The 18,679-nt window shown below is 44.0% G+C and carries 14 protein-coding genes; 6 read left to right on the forward strand and 8 right to left on the reverse strand.

Annotated features, from left to right (window positions below; genetic code table 11):
• Positions 1-56: 56 nt before the first annotated feature.
• From KYK27_RS07845 to KYK27_RS07870, 6 genes are all read left to right on the forward strand, one after another.
• A complete protein-coding gene (locus KYK27_RS07845) occupies positions 57-3,047 on the forward strand; it encodes a DEAD/DEAH box helicase (RefSeq protein ID WP_199109485.1) in 2,991 nt (996 codons plus the stop codon).
• 97 nt (positions 3,048-3,144) lie between these two features.
• Positions 3,145-4,662, forward strand: a complete 1,518-nt coding sequence (locus KYK27_RS07850; RefSeq protein WP_199109486.1) for a TROVE domain-containing protein — start codon at positions 3,145-3,147, stop codon at positions 4,660-4,662.
• A 748-nt stretch (positions 4,663-5,410) separates the two neighbouring features.
• Positions 5,411-6,787: a 3' terminal RNA ribose 2'-O-methyltransferase Hen1 gene (locus KYK27_RS07855; RefSeq protein ID WP_199109487.1), complete on the forward strand. Its 1,377-nt coding sequence runs from the start codon at positions 5,411-5,413 to the stop codon at positions 6,785-6,787.
• Positions 6,784-9,333 (forward strand): polynucleotide kinase-phosphatase, encoded by a 2,550-nt coding sequence (locus KYK27_RS07860; protein ID WP_199109488.1) that lies wholly within the window; start codon positions 6,784-6,786, stop codon positions 9,331-9,333. The genes KYK27_RS07855 and KYK27_RS07860 overlap by 4 nt, the downstream gene beginning before the upstream one ends.
• A gap of 411 nt (positions 9,334-9,744) precedes the next feature.
• The gene (locus tag KYK27_RS07865; protein ID WP_199109489.1) at positions 9,745-10,296 is read left to right on the forward strand and encodes a hypothetical protein; all 552 of its coding nucleotides are present in this window, start codon (positions 9,745-9,747) and stop codon (positions 10,294-10,296) included.
• 7 nt (positions 10,297-10,303) lie between these two features.
• Positions 10,304-10,717, forward strand: a complete 414-nt coding sequence (locus KYK27_RS07870; RefSeq protein ID WP_199109490.1) for a DUF2569 family protein — start codon at positions 10,304-10,306, stop codon at positions 10,715-10,717.
• Between the two features lie 26 nt (positions 10,718-10,743).
• Here the strand turns inward: KYK27_RS07870 and KYK27_RS07875 are convergent, their stop codons facing one another.
• The 8 genes from KYK27_RS07875 to KYK27_RS07910 all read right to left on the reverse strand — a co-directional run bounded on the left by KYK27_RS07875 (position 10,744) and on the right by KYK27_RS07910 (position 18,441).
• Complete coding sequence (locus KYK27_RS07875; RefSeq protein WP_199109491.1) at positions 10,744-11,622, reverse strand: toxin-antitoxin system YwqK family antitoxin; 879 nt, start codon at positions 11,620-11,622, stop codon at positions 10,744-10,746.
• Positions 11,623-11,633: 11 nt separating this feature from the next.
• On the reverse strand, positions 11,634-12,272 hold the full coding sequence (locus KYK27_RS07880) for a hypothetical protein (RefSeq protein ID WP_199109492.1): 639 nt from the start codon (positions 12,270-12,272) through the stop codon (positions 11,634-11,636).
• Between the two features lie 81 nt (positions 12,273-12,353).
• A complete protein-coding gene (locus tag KYK27_RS07885; RefSeq protein ID WP_199109493.1) occupies positions 12,354-13,445 on the reverse strand; it encodes a DUF695 domain-containing protein in 1,092 nt (363 codons plus the stop codon).
• Complete coding sequence (locus tag KYK27_RS07890) at positions 13,442-14,308, reverse strand: hypothetical protein (RefSeq protein ID WP_199109494.1); 867 nt, start codon at positions 14,306-14,308, stop codon at positions 13,442-13,444. The genes KYK27_RS07885 and KYK27_RS07890 overlap by 4 nt, the downstream gene beginning before the upstream one ends.
• A gap of 52 nt (positions 14,309-14,360) precedes the next feature.
• Positions 14,361-14,714: a hypothetical protein gene (locus tag KYK27_RS07895; protein WP_199109495.1), complete on the reverse strand. Its 354-nt coding sequence runs from the start codon at positions 14,712-14,714 to the stop codon at positions 14,361-14,363.
• 394 nt (positions 14,715-15,108) lie between these two features.
• On the reverse strand, positions 15,109-15,735 hold the full coding sequence (locus KYK27_RS07900) for a hypothetical protein (protein WP_199109496.1): 627 nt from the start codon (positions 15,733-15,735) through the stop codon (positions 15,109-15,111).
• A gap of 34 nt (positions 15,736-15,769) precedes the next feature.
• Positions 15,770-16,213, reverse strand: a complete 444-nt coding sequence (locus KYK27_RS07905; RefSeq protein ID WP_199109497.1) for a PsbP-related protein — start codon at positions 16,211-16,213, stop codon at positions 15,770-15,772.
• Between the two features lie 221 nt (positions 16,214-16,434).
• Positions 16,435-18,441, reverse strand: a complete 2,007-nt coding sequence (locus KYK27_RS07910; RefSeq protein WP_199109498.1) for a WD40/YVTN/BNR-like repeat-containing protein — start codon at positions 18,439-18,441, stop codon at positions 16,435-16,437.
• Positions 18,442-18,679 lie beyond the last annotated feature (238 nt).

An 18,679-nucleotide genomic window follows, 5' to 3' on the forward strand; every position in this document is an offset into this window, starting at 1 on the left:
ATTTAGATACAGAGTTATGAGATAAATTTTTAAACGAACTTTAAATATTATTACCATTGGCGCTAACAACTGAAGAGATTATAGCTACCTGGAATGGAGCACTTCAAATTAAAGGAGAAGAATATGACAAAAATGGAAACGTCGTTAGTGCAGGACTTAGAACACCACAGATTGGCGCTTATTATAGTGCTTTAGCACATTGGACTATATCTAAGCGTCATGCAATAATTGTTATGCCAACTGGTACAGGTAAAACTGATACAATGGTAACATTAATGGTCGGTAACTTAATGGACAAGTTACTAATTATTGTTCCTTCAAAAGCACTACGTGAACAAATAGGTGAGAGAATAAGTAAATTTGGAGTTCTTTCAGAACTAGGCTGTATTTCTGAATCAGCCACTCCACCTAGAATTGGTTATCTTAAAAAAGGTTTGAAGACACTTTCTGATATAGAGGAGTTCTTCACCAAGTTTAATGTTATTATAGCAACAGCTTCAATATTTAGGAACTTTCCCAATGGTCATTTAATTAAAGTAGCTTCATTATGTAGCCACCTTTTTCTTGATGAAGCCCATCACTCACAAGCTCCCAAAACATGGATGAAAATCCAAAAGGCTTTTCAGAATAAGCCAGCTCTTCTTTTTACAGCTACACCATACCGTAATGACGAACTGAAATTAGATGGAGTAGAAATTTATAACTACCCACTGTCAAAAGCACAAAGAGAAGGATATTTTACGGAGATCGAGCAACACCCAATTTATGAAGATAACCTAAAACTGGCAGATGAAGCCATTGCGAAAAAAGCAGTTGAGTTATTAGAAAAAGATCATAAAACATTTCCAAAGCACTTGCTGATGGCACGAGCAAATTCTATTGCAAGAGCTGAAGAGATATTTACAATATATCACAAATTTTATCCTCAGTATAATCCCGTACTTGTACATTCTAATCTTCCAGAAAAGAAGAGAAAGGAGCTTCAATTACAGTTTGAAAATGGCGAGTCTAAAATTGCTGTTTGCGTTGACATGTTCGGCGAGGGTTATGATTTGCCAGAGATAAAAATAGGCGCATTTCATGACATGAGGCGAAATATCACTACAGCCCTTCAACTTATTGGTAGATTTACAAGAACAAAAAAAGGTCTAGGTAAGGCTAAATTTGTTTTTAATGCAGCTGAAGAGCAAGCAGCTAAGGAAATACAAAAATTACTTGGTGAAGATGCGAATTGGAACATATTAATTCCTAATTTGACTGAAGGTAAAAGCAGAAAAGAACAAGAGCTGAGTACTTTTGTTAAGTCTTTTAATCTTCCAACTAAACTACCTGTTCAAAATTTAAGACCTGCTCTAAGTCTAGTTGTGTATAAGTCAGCTCAAGACTTTTGGACTCCAGAGAAATTCAGAGAACACTTCAATTCTAAAAATTTATTTCATATAAACGATTTAAGTAACAAGAAAAACACTCTCATTATTGTTACTGCAGAAAAAATACAGCTAGACTGGATGAAGAGCCAAGAGTATTTTAATATTGAACACCATCTATATGTTGTTCATTGGCTGAAAAAGGAAAAACTGTTGCTGATTCATAGTTCCAAAACAAATGGCAATTATTATAAAGGTTTAGCGAAAGCCTTAATTGGTAACGACTGCAGATTGGTTAACGGCGAAAATGTGTATAGAGCCTTACAAGGTATAGAGCGGCTTAAATTCCATGGCGTGGGTCTTCAGGAGCCTCATGGAACAAGCGTATCTTATGTTCAAAGAGCTGGTAAAAATGTTGTATTAGGTACATCTGCTTCTGATTTATTAAATCGCTCCAAAAGACTACTTCAAGGCTCTGGTTATAAAAATGGTGATCAGACAAACTTTGGAGTATCAAGTAAAGGTAGGATTTGGTCTCTACAGAGGGAGAATATTGTTGACTTGATTTCTTGGGGTAATGAAATAGCTTTAAAAATTACTGATAGCTCGATAGATACCAGTAGCTTTATAAATCATGTAGCTTTTCCTCAACTCATTGAGAAAAGACCGCAAGTTAGACCATTCTTTATTGAGTGGAACTCATCTCTTTACTCAACAACATACCTTAAATTCTCAATATCAACCCTTAGCGACAAGTTCTACTATATACCAAACCTTGACCTTCAACTCCACAACCCTTCATCAAATGGTAATCTGAGTTTTAAAATAGCTACCAATGACTTCGTATCTCATTATGAACTTAGAATTAACAAGGGGCAGCAGTTTGAAATAGAACATGTAGGCGGACCTTCCCTTTATTTTCATGATCCCAGTAGAAAATCTTTAACAGAGTGGTTAACTGAAAACCCTCCTACAATATATTTTATTGATGGGTCATATCTTTTTGATGGAAATAGCTATGTGAAGCTTGGTCAAAAATTAAGACAATTCGATTTTGATAAGATTCGAACTATTGATTGGAAGACAAATGGTGTTAATATCAGGCGAGAATCAAAGGGGTTTGAAAATCCTGAAAAAACATCAATTCAGTTCTTTTTAATAGAAAATCTTAAACAGAAGGACTCTAATTATGATTTAATTTTTAATGATGATGATAAAGAGGAAACTGCAGACATAGTTACAGCCAAAATTAATGATCAAACAAACCAAATCTTTATTGAGTTGTACCATTGCAAGTATTCATCAGAAGATAATGAAGGCTGCAGAGTTGGCGATCTGTATGAAGTATTGGGACAAGCTCAAAAAAATATAAGGTGGCTCGACGACAGTTACTCGTTCTTCCAAAGATTAATTAGTAGAGAAAACTCCCTTATTAATAAAAACTCTAAGCTCACAAGGATTGAAAAAGGTGATTTGGCACTGCTTAGGTCGTTATCAAATAAAGCAAGAAGAGATTACCAAATCCTTATAAAAGTATTTGCTGTACAGCCTGGAATGTCTAAATCTAAATTTCTTAAGAGGTCCGAAGATAGTAATGAAGTAGAAAGATTATTTGCTGTGACTGAAGATTACATAAAAGCTACGAAACAAGGCGACTTTTTTGTTATATGCAGTTCCTAAGAAATAAAAATTTCAGATAAATCAATATTTTTTTACTCTACGCAAAAAGACTGCGCACTAGCCCCTGAACTTTGGTCTATCATTAAAGGAAAAGGCCATGAAGTTCAACATTCTCACTTCCAAAAAGCACCAGACCACGAACCACGAAGGAGCGCTGGCCTGGAAAATAGGTCCAGCCGCCGAGCTGTATGCAGCTGTTGTAACAGCCTCGCTGAGCGACAAATTCTACGAGAACGGAAACCAGCGCCTGGAACGTATCCGGGAGCTGATCGCGCAGAACGACCCGGTATTTGTGGCGAAGCTGGCCATGTATGCCCGCACGCAAATGCACCTGCGCAGTGTGCCGTTGGTGTTGCTGGTGGAACTGGCGAAAGTGCACTCCGGCGATGACCTGGTGAGCCGCACTGTGGCCGGTGTGGTACAGCGTGCCGATGAGATCACAGAGCTGCTGGCCTACTACAGCCTGAGCAACGGTCGCACCGGCACTAAGAAGCTGGGCCGCCTCTCCAAGCAACTGCAGAAAGGACTGGCCCTAGCCTTCAATCGATTTGATGAGTACCAGTTCGCCAAGTATAATCGGGCCACAGAGGTAAAGCTGCGCGATGCGCTGTTCCTGGTGCACCCGAAGTCTAAAGACGAAACGCAGCGGGCGCTCTTCGATAAGATTGCCACCGATACACTGGCTATACCTTATACCTGGGAGACCAAACTGTCGGAGCTGGGGCAGCAGGCTTTTGAAAACGCAGAAGCCAAAGCGGCAGCGGTACGAGCCAAGTGGGAGGAGCTGATCGATAGCGGCAGGCTAGGCTACATGGCTCTGCTACGCAACCTGCGTAACATCCTGCAGGCAGAGGTGTCAGCTGTGCACATGCAACGCGTATGTGCCATACTCTCTGATGCACGCGCTGTGCAGAAGGCAAAGCAGATGCCGTTCCGCTACCAGTCCGCTTACCGGGAATTGCTGCAGCTAAAGTCCGGCTATACTGCCATGGTGCTTGATGCGCTGGAGCAAGCCGTGCAGGTGAGCGTACAGAACATGCAGGGCTTCGATGAGACAGTTCGTGTGGTGGTTGCCTGTGATGTGTCAGGCTCCATGCAACGCCCGATCTCCGCCAGAAGTAAAGTGCTGAACTACGACATCGGTTTGATGCTGGGTATGCTCCTGCAGCACCGCTGCCATAACGTGGTAACAGGAATGTTCGGCGACAGCTGGAAGGTAATCAACCTACCACAACGCCAGGTGCTATCCAATGTGCAGGAGTTCTACCGCCGCGAAGGCGAAGTAGGTTATTCGACCAACGGGTACCTGGTGATCCGTGACCTGATCAAGCGCCGGGTGCAGGCCGATAAAGTGATGCTATTCACCGATTGCCAGCTTTGGGACAATACCTGCTATAACCAGAGCATAAGTGAGGAATGGAAGAAGTACAAACCTATTGCACCCAATGCCAGACTCTACCTTTTCGACCTTGCAGGCTACGGCAACTCACCACTCAACCTGGTGCGGGACGATGTATTTTTGATCGCTGGCTGGAGCGATAAAGTGTTTGATGTACTGGAAGCTATCGAGAACGGTAGTACAGCCTTAACAGCTATTGAGGCGATGGAATTATAAAACAAGTACAGGAGGTGCCGTAAGTGCGTGATACTTCGTGGTGTAGTCCTTTGGGACGAGCAGGTTCGAGCCCTGCACGCTGCCTGCAGCGTAAGCACGTGCTGCCTTTCGCCCTCCTGTTTCTTTAAAAAATTTGAGCGGTGCCGTAGGTCGGAGTTACTTCGATTTGGGTTCGGATGCTGCAGGTTCGACTCCTGCTTTACGCTTCCTACTCGGGAGCGGAAATGGTGTAAATGGCAACACGTCAAAAAAGCACTCCGGCTGCCTGTCGCCCGCTCATTATTAAATTTGAAAGTTGTGCCGTAGATACGGGTTACTTCGTGTGTCGCAGGTTCGATTCCTGCCAGCGCCTTGAGGTGCTGTAGCTCAGCTGGTAGAGCAACGCCTTGTAAAAGGTTTAAGTCCCTTATCGCCTGTCGCCCACTTTTATTAGTAAGGTATAGAGTGCCGTTAAATGGAGATACTTCGCCTGTCACGCAAAACCAGCTCCATTTGCTCATCGCCTCTAGACTAACTGGAACAGGTGCCGTAGGCAAGCGTTACTTCGACTTTTAACCGGCTGGTCGCGGGTTCGACTCCCGCCACTCCTTGGAGTGTAGCTCAGTGGTAGAGCAGCATGTCGCTAGCCGTTTGTCGCCCTGCTCCTTTTTATTACCCTGTAGATGCCTGTGGCTAATATGCCATGGGTGTCTCGGGTAAAAAGCTTATATTGAATTTTGTGCATGTTTGAAGAAGAAACACAAACCACATGATATTAGAAATTACTACCACGCACCAACCTGCCACGGACCTGGGGTACCTGCTGCACAAGCATCCGGACAAGGTGCAGTCGGTAGAACTGGCAGCGGGAAAAGCCCATATCTTTTATACCGAAGCGACAGCTGAACGCTGCACCGCCTGTCTGATGCTCGACATCAATCCGGTGGACCTGGTACGGGTGCGAAAAGGAAATTATGCCCTGCAGGACCAGTACGTAAACGACAGGCCCTACACCACTAACTCCTTTTTGAGCACTGCCATTGCCAAAGCATTTGGCTCTGCCCTCAACGGCCGCTGCAACCCAAGGCCGGAGCTGCCGGAAACGTCGATGCCCTTTTCCTGTAAGCTCACTTCATTACGTGTGGATGCAGAATTGGAGACCGTAGAACGACTGTTTCTGCCGCTGGGCTATGCACTGGAAATAGAAACCATCCCCTTAGACCCCGCTTTTCCTGGTTGGGGGCTGAGTAAGTATACTAATTTAACTTTGAGTAAAACCTGCACCTTGCAGGAGTTACTTTCGCACCTGTACGTGCTGATCCCGGTGCTCGACAACAGCCGCCATAGCTGGGTGGCCCAGCACGACATTGAGATCCTGATGCAGAAAGGACAGGGCTGGCTCGAACAACATCCGGAGCGCGACTGGATCACCAGACGCTTCCTGCGCAACATCCGCACCATTACAAGCGAAGCCATCCTGCGTTTGGCCGGTGAAGATGCCTTACCGCCTGAAGAAGACGAATCGCCGCTGCAAGAAAGCCTGCACCAGCAGCGCCTGAACCGGGCTTTCGAACGGCTACGTGAAAGTGGTGCCACAAAGGTACTGGACCTGGGCTGTGGCTCTGGCAAGCTATTAAAGCTACTTCTAAAAGAAGGGCAGTTCCGGAAGATCACCGGTATGGATGTTTCATTTTCAGAGCTACAACTGGCAAAAGAGAACCTGTATCTGGACGAAGCCTCCCCTGCCCTACGCCAACGTCTCTCGCTTTTTCAAGGGTCAGTTACCTACCTGGACGAACGGATGAAAGGCTATGATGCTGTTGCACTGGTTGAAGTGATCGAGCACCTGGATGAAGTAAGACTGCCAGCCATGGAGAAAGTGGTCTTTGGTTATGCAGCACCGGAAACAGTCGTGCTCTCTACACCTAACGCAGAGTACAATGTCGTTTACAAGCGGCTAGATCCGGAAGCCTTCCGGCACGAAGACCACCGTTTTGAGTGGACACGGCAGCAATTTAGAAACTGGTGTGATACCGTTGGCGAACGCTTTGGCTATGAGGTGCGCATTGAGTCGGTAGGTCAAGAAGAACCTAATATAGGTGCACCTTCCCAGCTGGCTGTATTTAAAAATAAATTAACCCTATGAAAGAAATAGAATTACCGGAACTGGCCTTGGTGCTGCTGGTGGGGCCAAGCAGCTCCGGCAAAAGCACATTCGCGCGTAAATACTTTTTAGGAACCGAAGTAATCTCTTCTGACTACTGCCGCGCGCTGGTTTCAGATGATGAGAACAACCTGGATGCCACCAGCGATGCTTTTGATGTGCTGAACTTCTTAGCTGCCAAGCGCCTGAAGCGGGGGAAGCTAACGGTAATCGATGCGCTTAACCTGCACAAAGAAGACCGGGCTAAGCTCGTGCAACTGGCAAAAGAAAATTACGCCCTGGCTGCTGCCATTGTGCTGGACACGCCGATCCGCAAGCTGCATGAACGTCATGAGCTTCGAACAGACCGGAACTTTGGCCGGCAAGTGATCGAGAAGCAGTATGATAACTACAAGCGCACACTAAAGTCAATCAAGCGCGAAGGCTTTGGCTATACCTATGTGGTGAACCCGGAAGAAGAGCTGCAGATCGTGCGTCAGCCGCTTTGGAATAACAAACAGCAGGAAACGGGACCTTTTGATATTATCGGGGATGTGCACGGCTGCTTTGACGAGCTGCTGGAACTCCTGACAACCCTGGGCTATAGTATAAACCTAAAGCAGGAAGAGGCTTTTGAAGTGCAAGCTCCGCACGGCAGAAAAGTGATTTTCCTGGGAGACCTGACAGACCGCGGGCCAAAGTCACCTGAAGTGCTGCGCCTAGTAATGGATATGGTTAACGCCGGGCAGGCGCTTTGCATCCGGGGCAACCACGACGATAAACTCTTGCGCTACCTGCAGGGCAAGAATGTGAACCTGGACCATGGGCTGGACAAGACCGTGCAGCAGTTGGCTGCCACATCTTCTGAATTCAAAAAAGAAGTAGAAGCTTTCCTGGATAGTCTAATTGCGCATTATGTGTTGGATGCCGGAAAGCTGGTGGTAGCCCATGCTGGCTTGCCGGAAGAAATGCACGGTAGAGCCGCATCTGCTGTCAGGGCTTTCTGTCTTTACGGGGAGACTACCGGAGAAGTAGATGAATTCGGATTGCCGGTGCGCCACGACTGGGCTAAAAACTACCGGGGCAAAGCCATGGTGGTCTATGGGCATACGCCAGTACCCGGCATTGATTGGCTCAACAACACACTGAACGTAGACACAGGGTGCGTGTTCGGTGGCCGGTTGACCGCCCTGCGCTACCCGGAGCGGGAGACGGTTTCCGTGGACAGTAAAGCAGTTTACAGTGAGCCAGTAAGGCCAATTTTAGCTGATAATATAGCAGCTATAACAGCTCAGCAGGAACAGGACGATATGCTCGATACAAGCATGATCCGGGACAAGTACATCGTTGATACCAGTGTAGGCAAGCGCGTCATTATTCGGGAGGAAAATGCTGTAGCAGCCCTTGAGGTGATGAGCCGGTTTGCAATAGACCCGAAATGGCTCTTATACTTGCCTCCAACAATGTCGCCACCGGAGACCAGCGCCCTGCCCGATTACCTGGAGCACCCGCTGGAAGTGTTCAGCTATTACCGCAAAAATGGTGTTCGAAACCTGGTCTGCGAAGAAAAGCACATGGGATCTAGGGCAATTGCTGTTATCTGCAAATATCCAGAAGTAGCCGTTACACGCTTTGGCATGCAATCCCCTGCCCCAGGTATTATCTATACCCGCACAGGGCGCAGGTTCTTTAGCGATGCAGCCACCGAGTCGGATTTCCTGGATGTGTTGAACAAAGCACTGACGGCCGCAAACTTCTGGGAACACTTTGACACCGACTGGATATGCCTGGATGGGGAACTACTTCCTTGGTCTTCGAAAGCCAAAGACCTGATCGTAAACCAGTATGCAGCCGTAGGCGCTTCTGCTTCCAATGGCCTGGCCAGAACGGCCGAGGTATTGCAGCAGGCAAAAGCTCGAAAGCTGCCGGTAGATAATATGCTTGAAGAGGTACAGCAACGTGCACAGGCAATCGACAAATACATCGCTTCCTACCATAACTATACACGGGAGACGGAAGGCATTAAAGGCTTGTCTTTTGCTCCTTTTCATATCCTGGCCACAGAAGGCAAGGTGCACGTGAGTCAGGCGCATACCTGGCACATGGAGCAGGTAAAAAAAATCTGCCGGCAGGATGAGCAGTACTTGCTCATGACCTCGCTACGCTTTGTGGATTTGGAAGATGAAGCCAGTGTTACGGAAGCTGTGAACTGGTGGACGGAACTGACTGCTACTGGCGGCGAAGGCATGGTCGTTAAACCGCTTGAGTTTATACCTACACCTAAAGACAAACTGATTCAGCCAGCCATGAAGTGCCGTGGCAGCGAGTACCTGCGCATCATCTATGGCCCGGAGTACGATCTTGGCGAAAACCTGGTGAGGTTAAAGCAACGGAACGTAAAGGCAAAGCGGGAACTGGCCTTGCAGGAGTTTTCGCTGGGTATAGAGGCATTGGAACGGTTCGTGCGAAAAGAGCCCCTGCGGCGCGTCCACGAATGCGTGTTCGGGGTGCTGGCACTGGAGAGTGAGGCCGTGGATCCAAGGTTATAAGAAATGAATTTTTAGTACCGTTTGGACTCTCCTACTGAGTCAATAACATAACACAGCCCATTGGTAAAGCAACAGAAAACAGTACTGTAGCTTGACCAATGGGCTGTATTTTGATGATTGGTTGATTTTATAGTAATTCTCAGGAAAACGAGGGTTTCTTGAGACAACATTAGTTATTAACAAATAACAGCCTTTCGTATATAGACTGGATGTTGTATACCATTTAATTGAGGTGTTGTGAGACATTATTTTAGGACTAGATGATAAGTTACATTAACAAATTACATCTATGTTAAAGCTTGTTAAAATAACTCTCCATTTTTCTACCTAAAAGCCTTTAATTGCTGTTCACTAACTTTGAAACCATAGCCCAATTTTATATTTTGCCTTGTTTTAATTTACCTTTACCACATGCATTTTCACCAGAAGAAAAACAAGAACAACATCTCCCTCGCATTCGGTGAAGATCACCTATTATACACCCTCAAGGACGAGACTACCAACAGAACAGAAAAGGTGTCTTATGAGAACATCCTGAACGAAAAATACGAGTTCTACGAAAACAACAAAGCCTATAAGAATAACGCCATCTACGCTGGCGTGGTCGGAGCTATCTTTCTGGCAATAAACATCTTCTACGGCACCAAGCTTTGGGCTTGGCTGTTCATGCTTGCCTGCCCGATCTTCTTTTACCTATACTACAGATCAAAGGCAGCATTTACCGTGATTAAGACGGATGGCGACATCAACATGTTCATCCTGCAAGACGAGCAACATGACGAGGTAATAGAGAGCATTTATAAGAGTAGAAACAGCTATCTGCAAGACAAGTATCTGAGTATTAACTATGACAATGATCCACAACTGGAAATGAACAAATTTGCTTGGCTACTTGAGCTTGGCGTGATCAATGGACGTGAATTTCGGGTTATTCGGGATGAAATCGAGAACAGCTTAGCATAATCAATACATGAAAAGCATTCTGAACGAAAATGCATTCGAAGACGAAGGAAGCAAAACAGGTTATGGTCTTTGGCTCTATCTCCTGCTGTTTATGGTTGGCATCAACGGCGTAAAAGCAGCAATGACCTTGATTCAAAATGCCTCACTTGATCTGGTAAACTTGGTCTATGCCGTTCTTTTGGCCTTTATAGCCATTGCAACTACTATCGGTTTCTTTGCCAGAAAGCGATGGACACCTATGCTTTTCATTTCCTTTTTTGTGCTGAATCTGCTCTATATTTTCTATATCTCAATTGCGCTTGCAGCTAACTATCCCGATCAGATCGACTACTTTTCTTTGGTTCGGGTGGTTGTCATGTGCCTATTGGTAATCCCGTACATGCTGCGTTCCGAGAGAGTTAGAGAGGTATTTGCAAACTGAATTACTACTCGTAAAAATATTCAATTCTACATTACCATTACACCTGCGATGGCACCTATCACTTTCAGCCAAATCAGGAAAAAGTAGAAGAAAAGCCCAACAAAAACGAGCAGCAAACTTACATATCGCCTTACATGGAGCCTTTTCGCCCATATGACGTTAATCAGGCTTAGCAGCACCATCGCTAAAGTTGTCGTGTGCAGAATAACGAAAAAAACAGCAACAACTGACTCTGATCTTCCCAATACACCAATTGCCAATGCCCATAATGCGAACAGGGCAAATGGAAGAATAACTGTTATTCTGTAATAAAGAGGGTAAAGTCCTTTTTTGGAGAGCCTATAGCCAACTACTATAATTAGAGACAATGTTATAAGGAACGGCAGTATCGTATAGAAAACGGAAATCCCTTGTTCATAATAGCTATGATTGATGATGTGCCAGTGGAAATCACGGCTTCCATTTTCTGAGCCGTACTTCCAAAAACCTACCTTTTCCCAATTGTCGAATTCCCCTTCTGCTTTTAGTTGCCCGTTTCTGTGAAAGTACTGCGCCTTTCCGTGTCGAACGTTATCTTGATACCGCTCGATATGTAATAGATTTGGGCTATCACCATAGTACTGGTAAATGGTATAATAAGGACTTTTTTTCAAGAAGTAGGCAGCGGAAGAATCACCCGTATCTCCAAAGGAGTTATAAGAGTACACAACACTTTTCTGCAAATCCCATTTATGTTTCCTATTCCCGTTCTCAAGGTAAACCATCTCTGAGAGAATATTCCGTTGCTGCACAACTTTTACTGCTTTTACTTTGCCATTAGGGTAATAAGTATAAATGGTATCAACGGGGGTAGCAACAGCAGCTTTGGAGAGAATAAAAAGCCATACAAAGAAGTAATGTCTCATGCAGCAAGCAATTATTTATTTGCAGTTCTTCTCACTGATATAGCAAATGGATGCTCGCCTGCTTTTATTTGTGCTAAAGCTTCAGGCAGAGCGTAGATGGTATTCGAATAGCTTAAATCATTTCTAAACACGATTTCATCTTTTGACATCTTCCAATGAAATACCATCTCACCGTTTCTTCGCACCCATGAGAGAGTTCGGTTAAACCACTTCCTGAATTCATCTCCAAACACATTGATACTCGATTGCGGAGATACGATGTAACTTGGTATTCGATACCCTTCTTTTAGGTTTCCCCTTTTGTAAGTTATCAAAGGGGAACATTCCAGATCCAACATCTTCGATACTTCTCGCTCCTTCTTTACTCGCTTCCAATCAACTATGGCTAATACAGATTGCACCAACTTGCTGTGAGAAGATTCATCCAGCGATGGTATCTTAGAATAGAAGTTTATTTCCCCTATATCGGATTTCCAGATGTTAAGTATCAGTTCTTCTTCATAGGGTGGCAATTCGACTGCATCAAGGGAAACCCAATCAGTTAGCCTGTCTCCTATAACTGTACAAATCATCAGAGATTTGTCTTTGGCTAAGTGCGTGAATAATTCTCGTTCGTCCGCTACGGTCGCAAAGAACTCTATTTGAGCCATATCTAATAAGTAGTAAAAAATTAATAATGTGCAAACAACTACTCTGTGGTGAAATACAAAGTTGGCTCTTTACCTACTTTGTTAGTTCATAAAACGGTTGAAGGACATCCAGTACTTATCCTTGTACAAATCGAAGCTAATTTCAATCTGGTCGGCATACTTCATCTGGATGTTATGCATCACTTTCGAGGGTTTTCTAAAGTCTTTGCAAGCAAAGTAGATCTCACGCATGCTATCAGCAGTTTGCCTGCCGATGTTCAGGTAACCATCCACATCCTTTAATTTCGCTAAAATTTCGTCCTCCACTTCGTTTAGCAGCTTGTAAATTTCATCATCTGGCATCCCATTGTTACTTTCACCATCGTAAGGTATCTCCACAGTCATGATCCACGGGTGCGAGGCTTTGCCATCCCATTCCAGTAGATCAGTGTTTATTACCGCCAGTAATGTATTTCCGCTTTCCAGTTCTGCTTCCAGCATGGAGTGATTGTCGTTTTCGGTGTCATGCCTTACACCCTCGTACTTTTCCACAAATTCCTTTTGCCGCCACCCCAGATACGCCTGTAGCTTTGCGATAGGAATCAGCTCTTCCTGTACTTCCACTTTTGCAGCAATAACTATATTATCAATGATGGTAGCTGATTCTAACTCCCCAAGATAGTTGTCCAGAAAAATGTAAACACCGTTTGTGATGGCTGCTTTGTTCTCTTCATTAAAGTCATCATACACAATGGTGATGTCTATTTCATCAGGATAGTTTGGATTGAGGTTCGGATAAAAGTGCAGGGTTTCTGCACTGAAGGTGTAGCCTTGCATGTTTATGCCGAAATCTTCACTTGGCATAGCTGGTTTATGGGCTGTGATTCGCCAGTTACCTATCTGGGGCGCAGCATCAACAAGTTCCTCCACGAACACAAAATTCCTCACCGTACCATCTGCTGTCAGAACCAGTTCAGCCGTATTGTCGTCATACATGCCTGTCAGAAAGAAAAAGCCATCTTTCAGATCTGCAAGCTTAGGCGATAGCTTGTCGAAGAAATCTCTTTCCAAATTCCCTTCATTCTTTACCACCTGATAAAAAGCACGTTCATTCTTTTGAAACCAAGCCCAGAACTCTTCATAAGAACGAACTGGTTTATCTTCCTTTTGCAGCATGCTTCTTAGTAACTTCATATATTAACTTTTTCAAAACCAGTAGCCTGCAGAAAACTGATTAGCCCTTCTCTGGTTAGACTGTTTGCTGGTCTGTAATGCCAGTGATGGAAACCAAATTCCAGATTATAAAACTCTCGTGTCTGTTCGTATCCCAAACTCGTTACCTGCTCGATGAATGACTGAAACACATCTTCGCTTTTCGTGTGGAGCTGAATCTTCTTATGGTCATCCAGTGTTAAATTCGTTTCCTCTGTTGAAGAATGCACCACCAACTTTACGTACCCATTTTTGATGGTGTTCACTTTTTGATTCATAAGTAAATCCACTATCTGCTCCTTTTCAGTGAGGTGTAATGCATACCAAAGCTCCATTTCACCGTTCTCCCAATGGTCTTGCATATACATCCAGAATCCATCGACTACAGGCAGGAAATCCAATGCTTTTAGGAATGTTTGGGTAAGTTTTTCCTTTCCCACGACCAGCTCCAGCTCAAAGATACCGTTCTCGTCCTGACCATAAGCTACAAACTGCTCTGAAATCAAATCATAATCGTACTCGTCCTCACCTGTTGCCTTTACAATCCCTATAGGTGGTATAAATTCTCGATCTAGATCATTCAGTGGGTAGGTGTAGGTAGTATTCCGCATGTACACGCTATCAGAGAGCTGCAGTAATTCATCCTTGTCTTCGATCACTTCAAAGCTATCCAACAAAGAAGCCTCCACAACATTTGCATTGCTGAAGTCTTCAAGCATAGCTGCAATGAAAGTATTTTGCAAAGCATCTCCCAAATGCTCCCCGTAAGCATAGAAGTTACCGTACATTCCAGATTCTTCATCAGCATCCCCGCTTATGAGAAAGTACCAGAGTTCTTGATTCACCTTAAGAAAGATTTAAAGTGAGTTATATATAAGGAAGGATTATAGCACATTTTTATCTGCTATTCATGTTTCTGGTGTTGATCAGAACCGTGTGCTCTTTGGCTTTGTCACCGTAAATTGCCTTTGCTGCCTGTAAAGAAAGCACCTCAACGGCTATTAGATCCGATGGCTTCAGTTCTTTTAGTTTTGCCACTTCCTGTGGATCTACCAGATAACCATCCATAACGAAGAGATACTCTGATGGAGCATTCGCACAGGCTTCAACCTTCTCTACCAGTTTCTCATGCAAGGCTAATGCGTTCTCAGAATAATGGGATATGGTAGCATTCTGATTTACTCTTGGGCTACAGGAAACTGTAACCAACATCAGGACAGCAGGAATCAAAAGCTTCTTTATCGTGATCATATTCAAATTGAAGGTTAAAGTTACTGGTAAGAACAATGACGTTATCAATTGGAGAAGAACAGGAACGTTCCCACTAACGCTCCCACACTTAGGATAACCAAAGAAATGGCAGCGACTTTAATCGGATAGTCTCTATTGATCGCCACTACACCTAACCTGTAAACAAGCCAGTTCAGAACCCATATACCCACAGAGACAATAAAAGGGAGAATAAAGAAACCGAGAAATCTCTTTAGGAAGCTTGATACCAGTTCCTCCTTTAGCTTTGCGTAGCTGTACTCGCTGCCAAGGTAGAACACAGCAGACCAAAAGCTTATGAAGCAAAGGGCAACCAGTGTAAGAGCTATATTAAGAACTCGCAGGATGAGCATACAGCAGGGATAAGCAACCTACCTTACTCTTTCGCCTGCATACCCTCAGGTAAATCAAAGTCACCTTCGGTAAATTCCATCGGTATAACCTCTGTTGCGGTGGAAGTCCACACAAAACCGTTCTTTTTGCTTGTCATCACAAACTTAAGCGTTAGGGCACCATCTGTAGCGTCCAGATACTTGTTCCACTCCCCGTAGGTATGCTTTGCGAATACTTCCTTGTCCACCCTTACTTCAGGAGAATAATAATACACGGTGGAAGCATCATCTGTCTCTACTTTGACCGCCTTACAAGCATAGCCTGCCACGTTCTCTGTTACATTAAGCGGTGTAATGATACACTTCTTGGATGTTTGCGTGCTGCCGCTGATCTTTTTGACATCCAAACCATTGGTAACAACATAGTAAGTGTTGGTGGCGGAGTGGTAAAGCTGTTGTAGCTTATCCTGACTGTAGGACTTATAGTTTTTGCTGTCAATATAGTAGTGCTGATCGCTGCCCACGTAAGGTGTCAGCCTGTCGCTGATGTCATTGCCCTTCAAGTCGGTGAATGAGTACTTGTACAGGATCTTCCCCGTGAACGGCTTCTCCCCTATTCGGAAAGCCGTTAGGAGGATAACAGCAGAAATGAGTAGTAAAATTTTTCTCATATGGTTGTGTTAGGTTACTATAGTACTGTGAAGACTAATAGCGTAGACTGGATGCTACTTTGTCAAACAGCGGCTTAAATTGAGGAAAATTCTCAGAAGTGGTAACCATAGTCAGGATCAGCACTTTGCCTTGTTTATTGGCAAGCAACACATAGTTGTGCATGCTTTCCCCACTGTGCTTGTTTTTATGCTTCTCGATTAGGTATTTGTAGCGCCTTTCGTTGATGGTGGTATCGCCCTGCTCAATAACTTTAAAATCCTCTGCTTCGCCAACGCTTAGAAGGAATTCTTTGAAAGTCTTGTCCAAGTCCTGCTCTTTGCGGTGCAGAATGTTGATGTTGTAGTTTTCTCTCGGTACATCTGCCTCGGTCCCCTTCTGCCTAAGAGCGATAAAGCTCACAGACTGGTTTGCAGGAACTCCGTAACGCCAACCTACGGGAACGCCCACTTCGAAGCCGTTCACCGTATCCCGTACCATGGTAAGGTCTTGACAAAGGCTAACGGTGCTAAAGCTGAATATAAATAGGATACTTAGTAAGTAGTGTTTCATAGCCTTTGGAATATTTTTTAGTACTTCAGTATCTGTTGCATTGTCAAATTTTATTGTCTCGCAATGTGCCATGCTTCCATTCAAGTAGCAGAAAATATTCTCAGCTTATTCTCCCAAACGAATATTCCCCCTCTTCCCCTTGCTGATCATCAGTAAGCTGATTGTCTCACCTTTTTACGGTACATGAAGTCTGCTATTTTGAATAGCGCATAGTTCTTTTCTGTTGCTGCGCTCAGGAAGAAGTTGCCCTTCGTCAGGTCATCTACCATTCGTCCAAAGTGGATGGAGTTGGACTTAAACTTCAATCCTTCAAAATCCACCGTCCATGGCACATGAAGGTAATTTGGCTTATCGCTTGAGCTTTCGACAATCAGTTTCTTGCCATCTTCTAAGACAAAGATAACCCTTCTCCATTCTGTTGTAGTACTCCAATTGCCGTAGTCCTGCATAAAAGCTTCATCTATCAGTTCGTTGGGTATATAAGACAAGGAATCTGCAATGCCTTTATAGAAGGCAAAGTTGATGTTCTCACCAAGGAAGGCATATAGATCATCTGTTTTGAACCTGTCGATGCCTGTTTTCTTTATCCGCTTTTCCTCTTTATCTATAAAATTTTTGAACTCGGCTATATCTTTATCGGATAGCTGCAAGCTCGTAATGGCTACAGTCTGTAACCTTGATTCATCAACTGCCTCGATGCACTTGTTAAGCAGATTACTATCTACTTCGTTAGGCATGCTGGACAAATATCCAGCCGTTGATCGTTTAGTATCCAGTACCAGCCGATTACCCTTTCTTACATAACTTCTTCTGCTGTTGTCGGAATGAAAGCACCCTTGGCTACCTGTCTCGATGTGAAATTCAGCTATGCTGTTCTGTGAGGTGTCGAAGAAGTTTTGAGGTAGTTTATATGCTTCGAGTTTCTTATCTGTAGCATCCAACAAGAAATACTGTTTTAGGGATGGATCGGCAACAAGCAACCTATTATCAAAAACTGTTGCGTTTCCGATAGGAAAGTCTGCTATCATGTAGCGGTACCAGCGCTTACTCTTCTTATCGTATCGCAGGATATCCTTATTTTGAAATCCATAAACTTCGCCATCATACTTAACTGTAGCATATGGCTCTGGAATCGGGACTTCATCGGTGAACAAGTCAGACGACATGAACACCTTTGGATTGACTTTGTAAACTGTCTCGTAAGTGAGTGCAAAAAGGCTTTCATTGCGTACGGCAATTGCTGTAGGATTAGACTTCAGCTTTCTTTCTGATTTCCATACGTGTTTAAAACTGGAATCATATAACTCAACAGAGTGATCATGCTTGACCACGTACAGTCTGTCAGACTCAGTAACTTCAAAATCAACAACATTACTTAGTTGCTCCCAATTAATGCTGTCGGACTTTGTGATGAACACCCTGCCTTGTTGATTGATGATGTAGTACTCACCAAACATGCGCACCTTTCTGATGTCGGGCTTATCGTGCTTGGATAGCCTTGTATATTTACCTTGCGATAGTGGTGTCGGTAGCTTTTCCCAAGATTTGCAGTTATCGGAAGTCCTGTATAGGACATTCCAGAACGAGCCAAAAAGCCCTGTTCTTTCATCGTCTGCAAAATGGATGGTTGAAAACCGAAGATTACCTGTTTGCTCTACCTTTGGAAAGGTCTTCCAAGTTTTGCCGTAATCACTTGTGTGGTAAATTAACTGCGAGCTTCCGCTCAGCCACGCTTTTCCATTATTATTAACATAGGCGGCATCAAGCCAACTACTATTGCCAAACTTTACTTTATCCCATGTTTTACCGTGGTTAACGGAGCGGTAGATAAAGTCTTGGTTTCCATCCTCCCCATGGATGAAACCTGAAATCATCATAGTATCCTCGGAAAAGAAACTTACTCGATCAAAAGAGCCAGTACTGGAATGAGAATATTCATCTTTAGAGGTGAAGGGACCGAAATGCCACAGCTCCCCTATCTGCTTTGTATAGTAGACACTTCCTGCCCTTGTGCCAACCCAGATTTCCTCCGATGGGGATACACCAAGTTCAGATACTGCCCCTGAAATTGGCAGTCTCGCCAGATATTCACTCTGGCTGAAGCCAGTCAGAGGTAGACATAGTAAAAGTACCGAGTGTAGTATGTTCTTTATCATGATAGGCGTTGGTCTTCCTCGTCAGAAAAGCATGGCTGTCCATCAAGCAGCTATGATTTTTAGCTCTTATTATACACTTTCATTTTATTTTATTTTATTGTCTAAGAAGTCGTACTTCCCATTGATGAGTGCATTCAAAACCTCAATCACATCTTCTTTTGACCAGCCAGTTACTTCTTTAAGATATTCAGGTTATCATTTTCTGTAAGTCCAAATAATTTCTTTGAAAAGACCGCTC

Source organism: Pontibacter populi, assembly GCF_019336435.1.
Lineage (GTDB): Bacteria > Bacteroidota > Bacteroidia > Cytophagales > Hymenobacteraceae > Pontibacter > Pontibacter humidus.